Source organism: Flavobacterium ammonificans (assembly GCF_020886115.1).
In the GTDB taxonomy this organism is placed as follows: Bacteria; Bacteroidota; Bacteroidia; order Flavobacteriales; family Flavobacteriaceae; genus Flavobacterium; species Flavobacterium ammonificans.
This window is the reverse complement of the sequence record NZ_AP025185.1, coordinates 2,151,146-2,166,993: the sequence shown is the minus strand read 5'-3', so window position 1 is coordinate 2,166,993 and position 15,848 is coordinate 2,151,146. Positions and strand designations below refer to the sequence as shown.

Below are 15,848 nucleotides of genomic sequence, written 5' to 3'. Positions count from 1 at the left end.
ATTAGTAATTATATAATCCAAAACTAGCTCTCCAAAATTGGATAAGCTGTTAGCTATCTAACAAAAATGAATTTTTTAATAATATCTTATTCTTTTGATAGACAATACGTCCTTCTTTCTCTAGTTCATTAATAATAATATTGAAGGTGGGTCTTGAGGTTCCTACAAGTTTGGCAATTTCTCCCTGAGAATAGGGATTGTTGACAAGAATTTCGCCGTTAATTAATTGGATTGTACCAGTCACGTCTTCTTTCAGTTCTTTTATGAACTCAATAATTCGAGTCCGGGTATCTCTAAAGAGCATGATTTGATATCTCCGTTCTATTTTTTTGAGTTTAAGTCCAATGAATTTGTAGATACTTGTAGTGAATGATTTATTTCCTTGTAATAGTTCTTCCGCTTGTTGTAATGTTACCGAACAAAGGGAGGTGTTTTTCTCAACTGCTTGTGCAAATTCTTTCCGATGTGTTTCATTTAATAAAATATTTTCGCCAAAAATTTCTCCCTTTTTAAGATAGGCAGTAACATATTCTTCACCTTTGTCATCGACAAAACCAATTTTTACTTTTCCTGAGTTGACAAGAAATATAGTGCTGGATACATCGCCTTGAAAATAGATGTAATTTCCTTTCTGGAAAGAAATGAATGGATGATCTTGTTCATAACCTTTGTATTTGTGCGGACAAATCAAAGAGAATAAATTGACATCTTCAAAAACCCAATAGTTGTTCATATTGTATAATTAGAATTGGAATTTGTATTCTAATGTTGCAATGAAACCTCTTGTGAGTCCATCTGGTCTTTCGTCTCTAACTACCAGTGGCATTCCAATATTGAGTTGCAAACTGTTAGTTGTATTTAGGGCATAATCTAGAAATACATTACCATTAAGGGTTAGCCCTTTTGAACCCTCAATAGATTTTTCTTTACCGCTTAGATCAATATAACGGTCATTGTCCAGATGGTAAATTGGTAATAGACTGGTCGTGAATTGAAGATCATTGGTCAGTGCTAATGGGTAGGCTACACGAAAAAGTACATCGCCACTTCTCTTGAATCCATTTGTAGATTGAAATTGTTTTAAAATAGTAGGGGTGTTACTATTTTCTGCCAAAAATTGATTTTTATTTTGGGTAAGCGGCTGTTGCCAAGCCAAAACGAATTGGAGTTTGTTTATTTGGTAGCCCAAACCCACAATAGCATCCAATGTTCCTAAGCTGGATTGGTAATCCATAGGAAGTGAAACTCCATTTTCTTTTTTGTTGCCATTGGTCATCGGAATTTTTGTTCCAACCGTTACTGTCCAATTTGGGTTTAACTTATAATTGGAACTCAAAAATAAGTCGCCTAAACCGAAACTAGTATAACCGTTTCCATCTTGAGCTAAGGAAGTTAGTTTTGTGTCAAAACTAAATTGGTCTGATAACTGCGTATGGTATTCTATATAATTTCCCCAAACTGAAACGGAATTATCAGCGCTACCAGTAAACATTCCAAGTTTAAGGTGGTTCTTTTTAGCGGCAATTTCTGAATTGGGTTTTAAGCTATTAATGGTGCAAAAACCAGCATCGCTGCAGCCTTGCGAATAGCTTTTCAATTGGAAGATTAGGAACAAAATAACAATAATTTTCCCTTGATTTTTTTTCATAGTTATACATTTAAGTTAAAAGATTAAAATTTACCTCTTAAAAAATAGTATAAAAAATGAACAGGGGAATAGCAATTACTGCTTGTTAATTTTTCAAACTCAAACAAATGTAGCCTAATTTTGATTTGTTTAAAACAGTCAAAATGTTAATTATTAGATAAAATCACCTAACTGAGTACTAGAATTTAATTGTCTATTCTCTTATCCCTTTCACAAACTCCTCGATTTTTCCAGTGCCATTTTCGGTTAAATGCGTAATAAAAGCACTTCCAATGATGGCGCCTTTGGCAAATTGAGTCGCTTGGTTGAATGTTTCGGCATTATTGATTCCAAAACCAATGATTTGTGGGTTTTTCAAATTCATGTCGGCAATACGTTTGAAATAGTCTTCTTGTGTACTTCCAAAACCCGATTGCGAACCCGTCACGCTGGCTGAACTCACCATATAGATAAATCCGTCAGACACGCTATCAATAAAACGGATTCGTTCGTCAGATGTTTGCGGTGTAATTAAAAACACATTGATAAGTCCGTATTTTTCGAAAGTAGCTTTGTATTCGTCTGCATAGACATCTACGGGTAAATCCGGAATGATCAATCCGTCAATACCAATTTCAGCACATTTTTTACAGAAATCTTCTATTCCATATTGCAACATTGGGTTGAAATACCCCATAATTACTAACGGAATTGAAACTGTTTTACGAATGTCTTTCAATTGGTCAAACAAAACTTGGGTTGTCATTCCGTTATGTAAGGCTTGAGTAGAACTCGCCTGAATGGTAGGGCCATCAGCCAAAGGATCGCTAAATGGCAGACCAATTTCGATCATATCGACTCCACTTTTTTCTAAATCTTGTATAATTTGCACCGTATCATTCAGGCTTGGGTATCCCGCTGAAAAATAGATAGATAATATTTTTTTTGTTTCTTGTAATTTTTGATTGATTCTGTTCATTGCTATAATTTAAAATAATCAATATAAGTATTCAAATCTTTGTCGCCACGTCCCGAAAGATTAATCACAACTATATCAGTCGGTTTGAATTTCATTTCGTCCAAAACCGCAAAGGCATGAGCGGTTTCAATTGCCGGAATTATACCTTCTAATTTGGATAGTTGTAATCCCCAATCCATCGCTTGCTCATCAGTTATGGAGATAAATTGCGCTCTACCTGTAGCATATAAATTTGCGTGCATGGGTCCTACACCTGGGTAATCCAATCCTGCTGAAATAGAGTAGGGTTCGGTAATTTGTCCGTCGGGGGTTTGCATCAATAAAGTTTTACTTCCGTGAATAACACCCACTTTTCCTAAAGCTGAGGTAGCAGCACTTTCACCTGAATGCACTCCTAAACCAGCAGCTTCCACAGCAATAATGTTTACTTCTTTTTCATCCAAAAAGTGATAATACGCTCCTGCAGCATTACTTCCACCGCCTACACAGGCAATTACGTAATCAGGATTTTCTTTGCCTTCTTTTTCCAATAATTGGCTTTTAATTTCTTTCGAAATCACCGATTGGAAACGCGCCACCATATCAGGATAAGGATGAGGTCCCACCACAGAACCAATGATGTAATAGGTATCCACCGGATTGTTAATCCAATCACGAATCGCTTCGTTTGTTGCGTCTTTTAAGGTACGAGATCCCGACATGGCCGGTCGTACTTCTGCGCCTAACATTTTCATACGTGCTACATTAGGTGCTTGACGCTTGATGTCAATTTCGCCCATGTACACAATACATTCCAAGCCCATCAAGGCACAAACGGTTGCCGTAGCTACACCGTGTTGACCTGCGCCTGTTTCGGCAATGATTCGCTTTTTACCCAAACGTTTGGCTAATAAAATTTGACCAATTGTGTTGTTTACTTTGTGTGCTCCTGTATGGCACAAATCTTCTCTTTTAAGATAAACTTTAGTATTGTATTTTTCAGACAATCGTGATGCAAAATAAAGCGGAGTAGGGCGACCTACATATTCTTTCAATAAATCGTCAAACTCAGCTTGAAACTCAGGTTCGGCTGTTATTTTTAAATAGTTTTGGCGCAATTCTTCTACATTGGGATATAACATTTCTGGAATGTAAGCCCCACCAAATTCTCCGTAATAGCCTTTTTCGTTGACGTTGTAACTCATGATTGTACTTTTTTAAAAGTTTATTTTTTGTTTAAAACGATGCAATTCTTCTTTGTTTTTTAATCCGGGTTCAATTTCAAATTTACTATTTACATCAATGGCGTAAATAGGTAAGTCAGTTTTTACTATTTCGTTGACCAAATCAATTTCGTCTAGTCCAATGCCGCCACTCAAAAAGAAGGGTTTTTGCGATGGATATTTTTCTAGCACTTTCCAATCGAAAGTCGTTCCGTTGCCTCCAGGTAATTTTCCTTTGGTATCAAAAAGGAAATAATCACAAACTGTTTCAAAAGGTTTCAACTCGTCAAAATCAAAAAATGAATCCACTGAAAATACTTTGATGATTTCAATGCTTTTCGCCAATGTATTTTTTAACTCTTGGCAAAATGCCACCGACTCATGTCCATGCAATTGAACCGCTTGCAAATCGTATTGGCTTAGTTTTGACACAATATCTTCTTGACTGGCATTGACAAAAACTCCTGTTTTTTTGATGTTTTGCGGTAAATTTGGAAGTACTCCATCAAAATAGCGTGCCGACTTTTCCCAGAATATAAAGCCCATATAATCGGGTAGGAGCGATCCTACTTCTAGAATATTGTCGGGGTATTTCATGCCGCAGATTTTGAGTTTCATATTTTTGTTTTTATTTGCCACAAAGACACTAAGAATCAAAGGTTTTTTATACTGTGTAAACTCTTTAATCTGTGTTTAACTTTTTCCAATTCGTGATAATTCGTGTAATTCGTGTCGTTACAATTGCGCTATAAATTCTTTTGCCGCTTGACCAGCATTATCCGTTTTCATGAAGTTTTCACCAATTAAAAATCCTTGGTAACCAAATGGTTTTAATTCATTTATTGCTTCGATAGACGAAATACCACTTTCGGATACTTTTACAAATTCGTTCGGAATTTGGTCAGCCAATTCTTTACTGAAATCCAAACTCACTTCAAAAGATTTTAAATTTCGGTTATTGACTCCAATCATATCCAAACTTGGCATTATTGATTTTTCTAATTCTTCTTGATTGTGGACTTCCAAAAGGACTTCCAATCCTAAACCATGTGCGAACTCGGATAAACTTTTGATTTCCTCTCGGCTCAAAACCGCAGCGATTAGCAGAATTAAATCGGCACCGTGGGCTTTGGCTTCCAAGATTTGGTATTCGTCCACAATGAATTCTTTTCGCAATAGCGGAATATTGACCGTGGCTCTTGCCAATAACAAATCGTCTAAAGAACCACCAAAATATTTTCCATCCGTTAAAACCGAAATACCACAAGCGCCCGCTGTTTCATAGCCTTTGACTACTTCTTCAACGGTAAAACCGTAATTGATTTCGGATTTTGAAGGCGAACGACGTTTGTGTTCGGCAATAATTCCTGAACTACTGTTGCGTAAATTATGGCTTAACGAAATGGTTTGTCTTTCAAAAAACACCGATGCCTCCAATTGTGAAACCGGAATAATCGATTTTTTAAGAACTACTTCTCTTCGTTTGTCTAGTATTATTTTATCTAATATGTTCATTTTTTTGCCGCTAAGGCGCTAATGCGCAAAGGTTAAAAATTGATATTTAATTCATTTGTGCTAATTCGAGCAATTCGAGCAATTCGTGTAATTCGTGTAATTCGTATTTCTATTTACTTAATTCTTGTAACGTTTGTAAGGCTTGCAATCCTTTTCCTGAGAACAAACTCTCTTTAGCTAATTCAAATCCTTCTAACGGACTGCATTGTGTTACCGTTTCAATCGCCATTGCAGCATTGGCGCAGACCACATTATTTTGGGCTTCAGTTCCTTTTCCTGAAATGATATCGGTAAATAATTGGGCTGATTCTTCAATAGTTTTACCGCCTTCAATTTCGGTTTGTGACAAAAGACGAACGCCAAAATCGTCTGGATTCAGCATCAGTTCTTTTGTGTTTGTAATACATTTGGTCGGACAGGTTAAGGAAACTTCATCATAACCGTCCAAGGAATGTAAAATCGTAAAATTTCTATCGGTGTTTTGGTACAAATAGGCATACATTCGAGCCAATTCCAAATTGAAAACTCCCACCAATTGATTCTGAGGAAAAGCTGGATTTACCATAGGTCCCAACATATTGAAAAAGGTTTTTACACCCAACTCTTTTCGAATAGGTCCCACATTTTTCATAGCAGGGTGGAAAAGTGGTGCGTGTAAAATACAGATGCCTGCTTTTTCCATACATTTTTCCAAGAAACCAGCTTCATTACTGAATTTGATTCCCATTTTTTCCATCACATTACTCGATCCCGAAATCGACGAAACACCATAATTTCCGTGTTTAGCTACTTTGATTCCCGCTCCTGCAGCTACAAAAGAAGCCAAGGTCGAAATGTTAAAGGTATCTTTTCCATCGCCACCCGTTCCGCACAAATCAATGGTGTTGTAGCCTGATAAATCGACACGAATACACAAATCCAATAAGGCTTCACGAAAACCCGCTAATTCTTCGATACTGATGCTACGCATCATGTAGACCGTTAAGAAAGAAGCTATTTGGCTTGTATTGTATTCCCCATTGGATATTTTGACCAAAACGTTTTTAGCTTCTTCTTTTGAGAGCATTTCGTGATTGATTAATCTGTTGAGTATGTTTTTCATTTTTATTTTTTTTGCCGCTCAGGCACTAAGTCGCAAAGATTTTTGTTTTATTTAATCCCAATTTTCACATGGGTACTATTTGAATAATTTCTATAAAAATTGGAAGATCCAATCATCTAACCATCTAAATTATCTAACAATCTAACTTAACTTTTTACCCAATTTTCTAACATTTTTTTTCCGTTTGGTGTTAATACACTTTCTGGGTGGAATTGAACTCCTCTAACATCGTAAGTCTTGTGTCGTAGCGACATTAGTTGTCCGTTTTCGTCAAAAGAAGTCGCTTCCAAACAATCTGGTAAATTAGCGTCTACCACCCAAGAATGGTAACGTCCCACTTCAAATTCGTTCTCCAATCCTTCAAAAAGGATTTCGTCATTGACTGATTTAGTAACCTTGGTTGCTACACCATGATACACTTTGTCCAAATTCGAAAGCGTTCCGCCATACACTTCGCCAATGGCTTGTTGTCCTAGGCATACGCCAAAAATACTTTTGGTAGGTCCGTACTGCTGAATGACTTGTTTCAATAATCCCGCTTCATCTGGAATTCCTGGGCCTGGGGATAATAAAATTTTGTCAAAATGAGCAATTTCGTCCAACTCAAATTCATCGTTTCTGTACACGGTTACTTCACAATCTAAATCTTCTAAATAGTGGACTAGATTGTACGTAAAGCTATCGTAATTGTCTATGACTAGTATTTGCCCCCTAGTCCCCGAAGGGGGAACAGTGGGAATAGAATTAGCATTAGTATTGTTCATCGTTATTTTTTGTTTTTGTTTTTTAATTCCAATTTACTTCAAATTCCCCCTTTGGGGGTTAGGGGGCTTAAATTGTTTCTGCCAAATCCAAAGCCGTATTTAAGGCTCTTAATTTGTTGTACACTTCTTGCATTTCGCTTTCTTCATCTGAATTTGCTACAATTCCTGCTCCTGCTTGAGAATGCAATTGGTGGTTTTTACTTAAGAAAGTACGAATCATAATCGCGTGATTGAAATTGCCTTTAAAATCCATAAATCCGATGGCACCTCCATAAAAGTTACGATTGGTTGTTTCATACTCTTCAATCAATAGCATGGCGCGGTGTTTTGGTGCACCACTCAAGGTTCCCGCAGGGAAAGTATCGACAACCACTTGCATCGTCGAAGCTTTCTCATGTAAATGCCCCGTAACTTTGGAAACTAAATGAATCACATGCGAAAAGAATTGTACTTCTCGGTATTTTTCTACTTGTACATCGTGACCGTTTCGGCTTAAATCATTTCGAGCCAAATCGACTAACATCACGTGTTCGCTATTTTCTTTTTTGTCTTCTGATAATTGTTTGGCTAAACCAGCATCTTTTTCATCATCACCTGTTCTTTTGAATGTTCCCGCAATAGGATGAATCTCTGCTTTTCGGTCTTTCACGATGATTTGGGCTTCGGGAGACGAACCAAATATTTTGAAATCTCCATAATCAAAAAAGAAGAGGTAAGGTGAAGGATTGATGCTTCGCAACGCGCGGTATACATTGAATTCGTCGCCTTTGAATCCTTGCGTAAAACGTCTGGATAAAACCAATTGGAACACATCGCCACGGTAACAATGTTTTTTGGCTAAAGCCACATTATGCTTGAACTCCTCATCGGTTAAATTAGAAAAACCTTCGCCGTATTTGGTGAAAGAATACGAAGCAATATTTCTAGATTGAAGTAATTGTTCGATTTCTGCAATATTATTTTTTCCGTCCAAACTATGACAGAAAATATACGCTTCATTTTTGAAATGGTTAATCGCAATGATGTTTTGGTACACCGCATAATACACATCAGGAATGGTATTGCTATTTTCTTTTTTTGCAATGTTTACTTTTTCAAAGTAACGTACCGCATCATAAGAGATATAGCCAAATAAGCCATTATTAATGAATTTAAAATCGTTTTTCTTTGATTCAAATTGGCCTGAAAATTCTTGGATTACTGTAGGAATATCTGTTGAAGCATCGATAGCTATTTTTTCAGTACTTCCGTCAGGATAATTTTTTGAAATCGTTTCATTTTCAATTTTGATAGCTGCAATTGGATTGCAACAGATGTACGAAAAACTATTGTCGTTTCCGTTGTAGTCGCTACTTTCCAAAAGCAAACTATTCGGGAATTTGTCGCGTATTTTCAAGTACACACTCACCGGCGTAATGGTGTCGGCAAGGATTTGTTTGTATTTTGTATTTAAAATAAAAGATTTCAAAATGGTCTTTTTTATAATGTTATAATTAGTATGCTTAAGGATATGAAAAAAGGCTTGTCGTGATGACAAGCCTTTTATATTTATAGCAATACTATAGGAGCTCTGTTCACGACGTCTGACGTAAATTATTCCACCACCAAGTATTGTTTGTTATTGTTTTCATATTGATATTCTTCGATTACAAATATAGAAAGGTTATTTGGTTAATTCAATACAAAAAAGCGAAAAAAAATATATTTTTCTCGCTTTTTTGTTAAATTAAGATTGGATTAAGAAACCAATTCGCCTTGATTTCTAAAGACCAATTGTCCGTCGAAGGCGTCTAAAAGAATGATACTTTCGGTTTTGATGCTACCTGCCAATATCTCTTTAGATAATTGGTTCAATACTTCCCTTTGAATAACACGTTTTACGGGTCTGGCTCCAAATTGCGGATCGTATCCTTTTTCAGACAAATAGGTTATTGCTTCAGGAGTAGCGTCCATCGTAATGCCTTGTTGCGCCAACATTTTGGTCACCGATTTCAGTTGTAAACCTACAATTTGAGCAATATTAGCATGAGTCAAAGGTGTAAACATTACAATTTCGTCAATACGATTAATGAATTCAGGTCGTACGGTTTGTTTCAATAAACCTAACACTTCCACTTTAGCTGACTCTGTTGCCGCTTCAATTCCGCCTTTCAAGTTTTCGAATTTATCTTGAATGATTTGGCTACCCATATTCGATGTCATGATGATAATCGTGTTTTTGAAGTCGGCCAAGCGTCCTTTATTATCCGTCAAACGTCCTTCGTCTAGGACTTGTAGCAGGATATTAAACGTATCCGGATGCGCTTTTTCAATTTCGTCCAACAAAATTACAGAGTAGGGTTTTCTGCGCACGGCTTCGGTCAATTGTCCGCCCTCATCATAGCCCACATAACCTGGAGGCGCACCCACTAAACGACTCACAGAGTGACGTTCTTGGTATTCGCTCATATCAATTCGCGTCATGGCATTTTCATCATCGAAAAGGTATTCGGCTAATGCTTTCGCCAATTCGGTTTTACCCACACCCGTTGTTCCTAAGAAAAGGAAAGTACCAACAGGCTTTTTCATGTCTTGTAAACCCGCGCGACTTCTACGAACGGCATCACTTACCGCTTCAATAGCTTCTTCTTGTCCCACTACACGTTTGTGCAATTCGGCTTCCAAATGCAAGAGTTTTTCTCTTTCGCCTTGTAGCATTTTCATCACTGGAATCCCAGTCCATTTGGCTACTACTTCGGCAATATCTTCTCGGGTAACGACTTCTTTGATCAAGGAAGTACCTGATTGATTTTCTTGCAATTGTTTTACCAAAGCATCCAAACGTTCCTGTGCTTCTTTGATTTTTCCGTAACGAATTTCAGCTACTTTTCCATAGTCGCCATCTCGTTCCGCACGTTCGGCTTCGTATTTGAAGTCTTCAATTTCGGTTTTCACGGCTTGGATGTTATCTACCACATCTTTTTCCGATTTCCATTTGGCATAAATCTCGTTGCGGTCTTCTTTTAAGTTGGCTAACTCCATTCCCAAGACTTTCAACTTGCTTTCGTCTTTTTCACGTTTGATGGCCTCAATTTCGATTTCTAATTGCATGATTTTTCGATCCAAAACGTCTAATTCTTCGGGTTTTGAATTGATTTCCATTCGCAATTTAGAAGCCGCTTCGTCCATTAAATCGATGGCTTTATCAGGTAAAAAACGATTGGTGATATAACGCTGCGATAATTCTACCGCTGCAATAATAGCTTCGTCTTTGATTTGCACTTTGTGGTGCGTTTCGTATTTTTCTTTGATCCCACGTAAGATAGAAATAGCACTTTCGGTATCGGGTTCTTCCACTATTACTTTTTGGAAACGTCTTTCTAGGGCTTTGTCTTTCTCAAAATATTTCTGGTATTCGTCCAAAGTCGTTGCACCAATAGCACGCAATTCGCCACGCGCCAAAGCGGGTTTCAGAATATTAGCGGCATCCATGGCTCCTTCGCCACCGCCAGCACCTACTAAAGTGTGAATTTCGTCTATGAAAAGTACAATGTCTCCATCGGCAGCAGTAACTTCTTTCACCACTGATTTCAAACGTTCTTCAAATTCTCCTTTGTATTTGGCACCCGCAATCAAAGCGCCCATGTCAAGAGAGAAGATAATTTTATCTTTTAGATTTTCGGGTACGTCGCCATCTACAATTCGGTGCGCTAAACCCTCTGCAATGGCTGTTTTACCTACACCAGGTTCGCCCACTAGCATTGGGTTGTTTTTAGTTCGTCTAGTTAAAATTTGCAACACACGACGAATTTCTTCATCACGACCAATAACAGGATCTAGTTTGCCGCTTCGAGCTAAATCATTCAGGTTTTTGGCATATTTGTTTAAGGCGTTGTAGGTTTCTTCGGCAGAGGCAGAGGTCACCCTTTCGCCTTTTCTCATTTCTTCAATGGCGGCTTTTAATTCTTTTTCAGTTACGCCTTGGTCTTTTAGGATTTGAGCGATTTTACTTTTGGAACCAAAAATTGCCAATACCAAATGTTCAACCGAAACAAATTCGTCGTTCATTTTTCCTGCTAAAATCTCCGCTTCGTTCAAAGTAGCGTTAGCTGTTCTGGACAACATAATATCGCCCCCCGAAACTTTTGGAAAACTTTGAATGGTACTTTCCAAGATTTGTTTGAAAAGCGGGACATTCACGTTTAATTTTTTCAATAGAAAAGGCGTCACATTTTCGTCGACTTCCAAAAGCGCTTTGAAAAGATGTTCATTTTCGATTTGTTGCTGACCCAATCCTTGCGCGATTTGTTGCGAAAGTTGGATGGCCTCTTGCGATTTAGTAGTAAATTTATTGATGTTCATTTTTGTCTTTTTTTAAATTCATTTTTGGGGTTAAATAATTAACTTTGAAGAAAATTCGTCAATTCTTGTTCCATACCTAAATTTACGACAATTTGGCTTTAATCAAGGGTTTACGAACGACAAAATGACTTAAAAAACGACAAAATGACTTTATTTACTTCTATTTTTGGAGATTCAGAAAATAAAAACAATAATGTATCCAAAATCAATTGGATTCCATTGACTGATTTGGGACAATTGAACGAGATTATGGAATTGTCTCATCAACAACCTGTAGTGATTTTTAAACACAGTACGCGTTGCAGTATTAGCCGTATGGCGTTGAAACAATTTGAGAATGAATTTAATCTAGAAGGCAGTGTAACGCCTTATTTTTTGGACTTACTCAATCATCGGGATATCTCAAATGAAATTGCGACTCGTTTTGATGTCTACCACCAATCACCGCAATTGCTTTTGATTAAAGAAGGAAAATCGGTCTACGATGCTTCGCATAGCGATATTGACGTGGTGGAGTTGAAGGGGATGGTGTAGATTATTTAATAACCAAACTAACGTTCCGCCGCTTCTCGTCAGTTATAAAGTTAGGAACTTTTTATTTTCTATTAAAGTTAATATTCTTGCGAAAAAAAAACGTTAACTTATCATAAAATTCGTGATTGCGAAAAACGGCTGTTACCCGCTGGCGTTTTTCGGGTGTTCTGTTTCGTTAAAATTTATAACTATATCCAAGCCTTATTACTTGTGTTTCGTAATAGTCATTACTGGTATAATTAAAGCCTTGTCCGTTGATTTCTTTTTTGATTTTCATTGTGTTTAACAAATCTGTTGCGTTAAAATAGAGCTCGCCTTTTCCTTTTTGAATTGCTTTTTTTAGTCCAAGATCTAATGAAAATCTCGATTTAATTTTTCCTTGTGGAATAATATCGGGCGCTAAATAAATACCTGTTAATTGCACATCCATGTTTTTAGGGAAATGAAAAGTACTGTTTAGTTTTAAATTTCCTGAAGATATTTCTTGTTTGTCTGCCGAAAAAGTGTGGGTCGTTGGGTATTTGTTTTCAACTGTAAACGCATCAATTTGATTTCTATATGCGTTCAAATTAATATTGAATGCGAACAATTTAGAAATTTCTTGTGCTAAAACCATTTCAATTCCGGTGTTGTAACTTTTATTTACGTTTTGAAATGTTGCATAAATTAAATTACTTGGTGGAACAGTACTAGAAATTCTTGTAATCGTTCCGTCAGCAAATCGGTGATAAATGGCGTTATATAAACTTCCTTTTTTCCAACTTTTTTTATAGCCTAATTCTATTGAATTTGTAAATTGTGGTCGCAATGCAGGATTACCAACTTTAATTATTTCTGCATCATCATATTTTGGAAAAATACGAATATCAACTTCGTTAGGTCTGTCAACTCTTCGGCTGTAGAAAATAGAAACTCTGTTATTGTCGTTAATTTTATATGCCAAACGTAAATTTGGAAATAGTTGTGTGTAATTATAACCATCACTTTTATAAACTATATGATTAGGATTAACGTCATATTGAATTTTTACATATTCAATTCGTAATCCTAATTCGGCTTCCCATTTTTTGTTTTCAAAAATGTAGTTTCCATAAACGGCAGGAATTAATTCTTTGTAAGTTGCCCAACCGCTTGCATTGGTGTCTAAAACTGAATTTAAACCAGGAATAAATTGCATATTTGTCGGTATATTCCTGTTGCGAAGTTTTATGCCTGTTTCAATTCGACCGTATTTAAGTGGTTTTATGTAGTCAAAATTTAAATCATAAACTTGCTCGTCAGACAATAATTTAAACGCATCCGTTCCTGTGGATGTAGGCAAATAATTGTCGTAAAAATATTTTTCATCTTCTCTGTGAAAAGTGTAATTGAAACCAATATTCAGTATATGTCCTGCTTCTTTAAATTTGTGTTGATAGCTAGCAGTAGTCATTATGGTTGTTTTTAATTCATCTTCCAAAAATTGCCAAAGTCGGTTACGTTGTGAAAAATCGCTATTAAAAAAGGGTTGGTCACCTCTGTCAATTATTTTTTCACTTCCAAAAAGTCCTGAAATGGTCAAAGAATTTTGGTCGTTAATTGCATAATCAAAGCCACTTTTCAATGTAGTAAAATGTGTGTTTCTGTTGCGTTTTAATTGTGAATTAATTACAACGCCATTGTCGTAATTTCTTGTTACAAATTCATTTTTGTTAAGCGTTTCAGTATATAAGTAATCGCCTTGAAAAAAGACATTGACTTTGTTTTTTCTATAATTGAGTGAAACGCTTGGGTTGATTTTTGGCGTATAAGTATATTGTTGTCTTATGTTTGGTAAATTTTCTTTTCGCACCCATAGAGAACCAACACCCGTTGTAAAGCCAACCTTTCCATTAAAACCATCTTTTTTGTTTTTTTTGTAAATAATATTGATAATTCCTGCGTTTCCATTTGCATCATATTTGGCAGATGGATTGTTAATAATTTCAATTTTTTCAATCGCAGATGCAGGAATATTGTCTAACCCTGTCTGGTTTCCAAAACCTGTCAAGGCTGTTTGTTTGCCGTCAATAAGTACGGTTACTTTATCATTACCGCGAAGTTGGACTTTTCCGTCTTGTACAGTTACACTTGGCAAATTTTGCATAGCTTGTAAAACCGAACCACCATTTTGACTAATGTTGTCTTTCAAAGAAAATGTTTTTTTATCCATTTTCTCACTTATCTCGGCTGTTTTTCCTGTTACAAATACTTCTTGCAATGAAGTTGTATTTTCTTCTATTTCAATTGTTTTAATATCTAAAAATTCGGTGAGGTTTCCGATAAATAACGACAGTTTTGTAGTTTTGTAGCCAATGTATGAAACTTCTAAATAGTAATTGCTTGACTTTACTTTTGATAGTAAAAATCGTCCTTCTTCGTTGGTAATTGTTCCACTTACAAAAGTGCTGTCCTTTTCGTTTTTCAAAACTACGTTTACAAAAGGCAAAACAGCTTTGCTGTTTTTGTCCTTTATAAGTCCCGAAACAGTTACACTTGTTTGTGCATAAGAAAATGAGAAGAATGAAAAAAATAAAAATAAAGAGCTAAGTACTTTTTTTGATTTTTTTTGTAAAGACATATTTGAATTATTTAAATTTTTCTGCAAAGAACGAAAGCAACTACGAATAAATAAAAAAAGAGTAGTGCAGAATAATTTTTTTGTACAAGTTAGCCGTTCTGTTCAAGATTTTTTCTGAATTGAGTTGGTGTTAAACCCTTAAATTTCTTGAATATAGAATTAAAAGAAGATTTAGAATTAAATCCTACTTCTGTGGCGATTCCTAAAAGTGTAAATTGATTATTTTGATCGTTTTTTATGCGATTTATAAATTCTTCTACTCTGTATTCATTAATGAAATCTTGGAAATTGGTGTTCATATGTTCATTTAAAACTTCCGAAATATACTGTTTAGGAATATTAAGTTTTTCAGAAACATCTTGAATGGATAATTTTCCATTTAAGAACAATTTATCTATTTCCATTGCATTAATTAAATCCGACTTATATTGTTCAATCAGTTTTGTGTTAAGATTAGAATTATTGTATTTGCCTATTTCGTTTTTTGGTAAAATATTTTTGTTATTAGTCAATAATTTCAAAGAAATAAAGTAAAATAAAAAAGCGACAATTAATAAAAGATAGGTGTTAAAGTTTTGATTTAAGAAAAAATGCAATTCTTGTAATCCAATTATTTTAAGAGTATCATTTATACAAGAAAAAACAAGTAAAATAACAATTGGAATAACAAAATAAGTAGTCCAAATTCTTCTTTTATCTGTAAAAACAGAATATAATATTAAGCATAGATAAATCACAAAGGTTAATTCCAAAAGCACTTCTAGAATTTCAATATTAAAGTTTTCTTTAGTTAATTTTATTTCGAGTAATTCAAGAATTAGATAAAAAATGTTGGGAAGAAAAAATAGATAATTGGATTTTATAAATTTTTCTCTTTCGCTTTTGTAATACTTGAAAAACAAAAAGAGAAAGGTTACAAATAAGGTGTTATCAAAAAGAAACCAATCTTTATTTTCAAAAAAAAGATTGTTATTGTCATCACCTAAAATATAAAGCAAAACAGATAGCAAACTTCCAAAAAGCAACCAAAAAGTTATTTTTTTATAATCTTTTCGCCTTTGATATAATGCAAATAAAACAAAAACTCCTTGAATTAAAGCAATTAATTGAATGGTTTGGAGCATTTTTACTTAAGTGTAATGTATAAATTTAGTGAAATATTTCATGGTTTTACTGTTTATTTTA

At 35.3% G+C, this 15,848-nt stretch carries 13 protein-coding genes; 1 reads left to right on the top strand and 12 read right to left on the bottom strand.

Features of this window, described 5'->3' with window-relative positions; translation table 11 throughout:
* Positions 1 to 49: 49 nt before the first annotated feature.
* From LPC20_RS09580 to clpB, 10 genes are all read right to left on the bottom strand, one after another.
* Positions 50 to 733, bottom strand: coding sequence for a Crp/Fnr family transcriptional regulator (locus LPC20_RS09580; RefSeq protein ID WP_229324836.1), 684 nt, complete (start codon positions 731 to 733; stop codon positions 50 to 52).
* 9 nt (positions 734 to 742) lie between these two features.
* Entirely contained in the window at positions 743 to 1,648 is a 906-nt protein-coding gene (locus tag LPC20_RS09575) for a hypothetical protein (protein WP_229324834.1), read from the bottom strand.
* 193 nt (positions 1,649 to 1,841) lie between these two features.
* A complete protein-coding gene (gene trpA, locus LPC20_RS09570) occupies positions 1,842 to 2,606 on the bottom strand; it encodes a tryptophan synthase subunit alpha (protein ID WP_229324832.1) in 765 nt (254 codons plus the stop codon).
* 2 nt (positions 2,607 to 2,608) lie between these two features.
* Positions 2,609 to 3,790 (bottom strand): tryptophan synthase subunit beta, encoded by a 1,182-nt coding sequence (trpB, locus tag LPC20_RS09565; RefSeq protein WP_229324830.1) that lies wholly within the window; start codon positions 3,788 to 3,790, stop codon positions 2,609 to 2,611.
* Between the two features lie 12 nt (positions 3,791 to 3,802).
* Positions 3,803 to 4,426 (bottom strand): phosphoribosylanthranilate isomerase, encoded by a 624-nt coding sequence (locus LPC20_RS09560; protein ID WP_229324828.1) that lies wholly within the window; start codon positions 4,424 to 4,426, stop codon positions 3,803 to 3,805.
* A gap of 117 nt (positions 4,427 to 4,543) precedes the next feature.
* The gene (gene trpC, locus LPC20_RS09555; protein WP_229324826.1) at positions 4,544 to 5,323 is read right to left on the bottom strand and encodes an indole-3-glycerol phosphate synthase TrpC; all 780 of its coding nucleotides are present in this window, start codon (positions 5,321 to 5,323) and stop codon (positions 4,544 to 4,546) included.
* 109 nt (positions 5,324 to 5,432) lie between these two features.
* Positions 5,433 to 6,425, bottom strand: a complete 993-nt coding sequence (gene trpD, locus LPC20_RS09550) for an anthranilate phosphoribosyltransferase (protein WP_229324824.1) — start codon at positions 6,423 to 6,425, stop codon at positions 5,433 to 5,435.
* A gap of 146 nt (positions 6,426 to 6,571) precedes the next feature.
* Positions 6,572 to 7,189: an anthranilate synthase component II gene (locus LPC20_RS09545; protein WP_229324822.1), complete on the bottom strand. Its 618-nt coding sequence runs from the start codon at positions 7,187 to 7,189 to the stop codon at positions 6,572 to 6,574.
* 67 nt (positions 7,190 to 7,256) lie between these two features.
* Positions 7,257 to 8,657, bottom strand: a complete 1,401-nt coding sequence (locus LPC20_RS09540; RefSeq protein WP_229324820.1) for an anthranilate synthase component I family protein — start codon at positions 8,655 to 8,657, stop codon at positions 7,257 to 7,259.
* A gap of 269 nt (positions 8,658 to 8,926) precedes the next feature.
* Entirely contained in the window at positions 8,927 to 11,530 is a 2,604-nt protein-coding gene (gene clpB, locus LPC20_RS09535) for an ATP-dependent chaperone ClpB (protein WP_229324818.1), read from the bottom strand.
* A gap of 144 nt (positions 11,531 to 11,674) precedes the next feature.
* Between clpB and ytxJ the strand changes: the two genes are divergently transcribed.
* Positions 11,675 to 12,064: a bacillithiol system redox-active protein YtxJ gene (gene ytxJ, locus LPC20_RS09530; RefSeq protein WP_229324816.1), complete on the top strand. Its 390-nt coding sequence runs from the start codon at positions 11,675 to 11,677 to the stop codon at positions 12,062 to 12,064.
* A gap of 175 nt (positions 12,065 to 12,239) precedes the next feature.
* Here ytxJ and LPC20_RS09525 read toward each other — a convergent pair whose 3' ends face one another.
* Together LPC20_RS09525 and LPC20_RS09520 are read right to left on the bottom strand one after the other, a co-directional pair.
* Positions 12,240 to 14,663, bottom strand: a complete 2,424-nt coding sequence (locus tag LPC20_RS09525; protein ID WP_229324814.1) for a TonB-dependent receptor — start codon at positions 14,661 to 14,663, stop codon at positions 12,240 to 12,242.
* Positions 14,664 to 14,752: 89 nt separating this feature from the next.
* The gene (locus tag LPC20_RS09520) at positions 14,753 to 15,787 is read right to left on the bottom strand and encodes a helix-turn-helix domain-containing protein (protein ID WP_229324812.1); all 1,035 of its coding nucleotides are present in this window, start codon (positions 15,785 to 15,787) and stop codon (positions 14,753 to 14,755) included.
* Positions 15,788 to 15,848 lie beyond the last annotated feature (61 nt).

Coding starts and splice junctions, on each gene's coding strand:
- LPC20_RS09580 (WP_229324836.1), bottom strand. CDS start 733: ATGAACAACTATTGGGTTTTTGAAGATGTCAATTTATTCTCTTTGATT.
- LPC20_RS09575 (WP_229324834.1), bottom strand. CDS start 1,648: ATGAAAAAAAATCAAGGGAAAATTATTGTTATTTTGTTCCTAATCTTC.
- trpA (WP_229324832.1), bottom strand. CDS start 2,606: ATGAACAGAATCAATCAAAAATTACAAGAAACAAAAAAAATATTATCT.
- trpB (WP_229324830.1), bottom strand. CDS start 3,790: ATGAGTTACAACGTCAACGAAAAAGGCTATTACGGAGAATTTGGTGGG.
- LPC20_RS09560 (WP_229324828.1), bottom strand. CDS start 4,426: ATGAAACTCAAAATCTGCGGCATGAAATACCCCGACAATATTCTAGAA.
- trpC (WP_229324826.1), bottom strand. CDS start 5,323: ATGAACATATTAGATAAAATAATACTAGACAAACGAAGAGAAGTAGTT.
- trpD (WP_229324824.1), bottom strand. CDS start 6,425: ATGAAAAACATACTCAACAGATTAATCAATCACGAAATGCTCTCAAAA.
- LPC20_RS09545 (WP_229324822.1), bottom strand. CDS start 7,189: ATGAACAATACTAATGCTAATTCTATTCCCACTGTTCCCCCTTCGGGG.
- clpB (WP_229324818.1), bottom strand. CDS start 11,530: ATGAACATCAATAAATTTACTACTAAATCGCAAGAGGCCATCCAACTT.
- ytxJ (WP_229324816.1), top strand. CDS start 11,675: ATGACTTTATTTACTTCTATTTTTGGAGATTCAGAAAATAAAAACAAT.
- LPC20_RS09525 (WP_229324814.1), bottom strand. CDS start 14,663: ATGTCTTTACAAAAAAAATCAAAAAAAGTACTTAGCTCTTTATTTTTA.
- LPC20_RS09520 (WP_229324812.1), bottom strand. CDS start 15,787: ATGCTCCAAACCATTCAATTAATTGCTTTAATTCAAGGAGTTTTTGTT.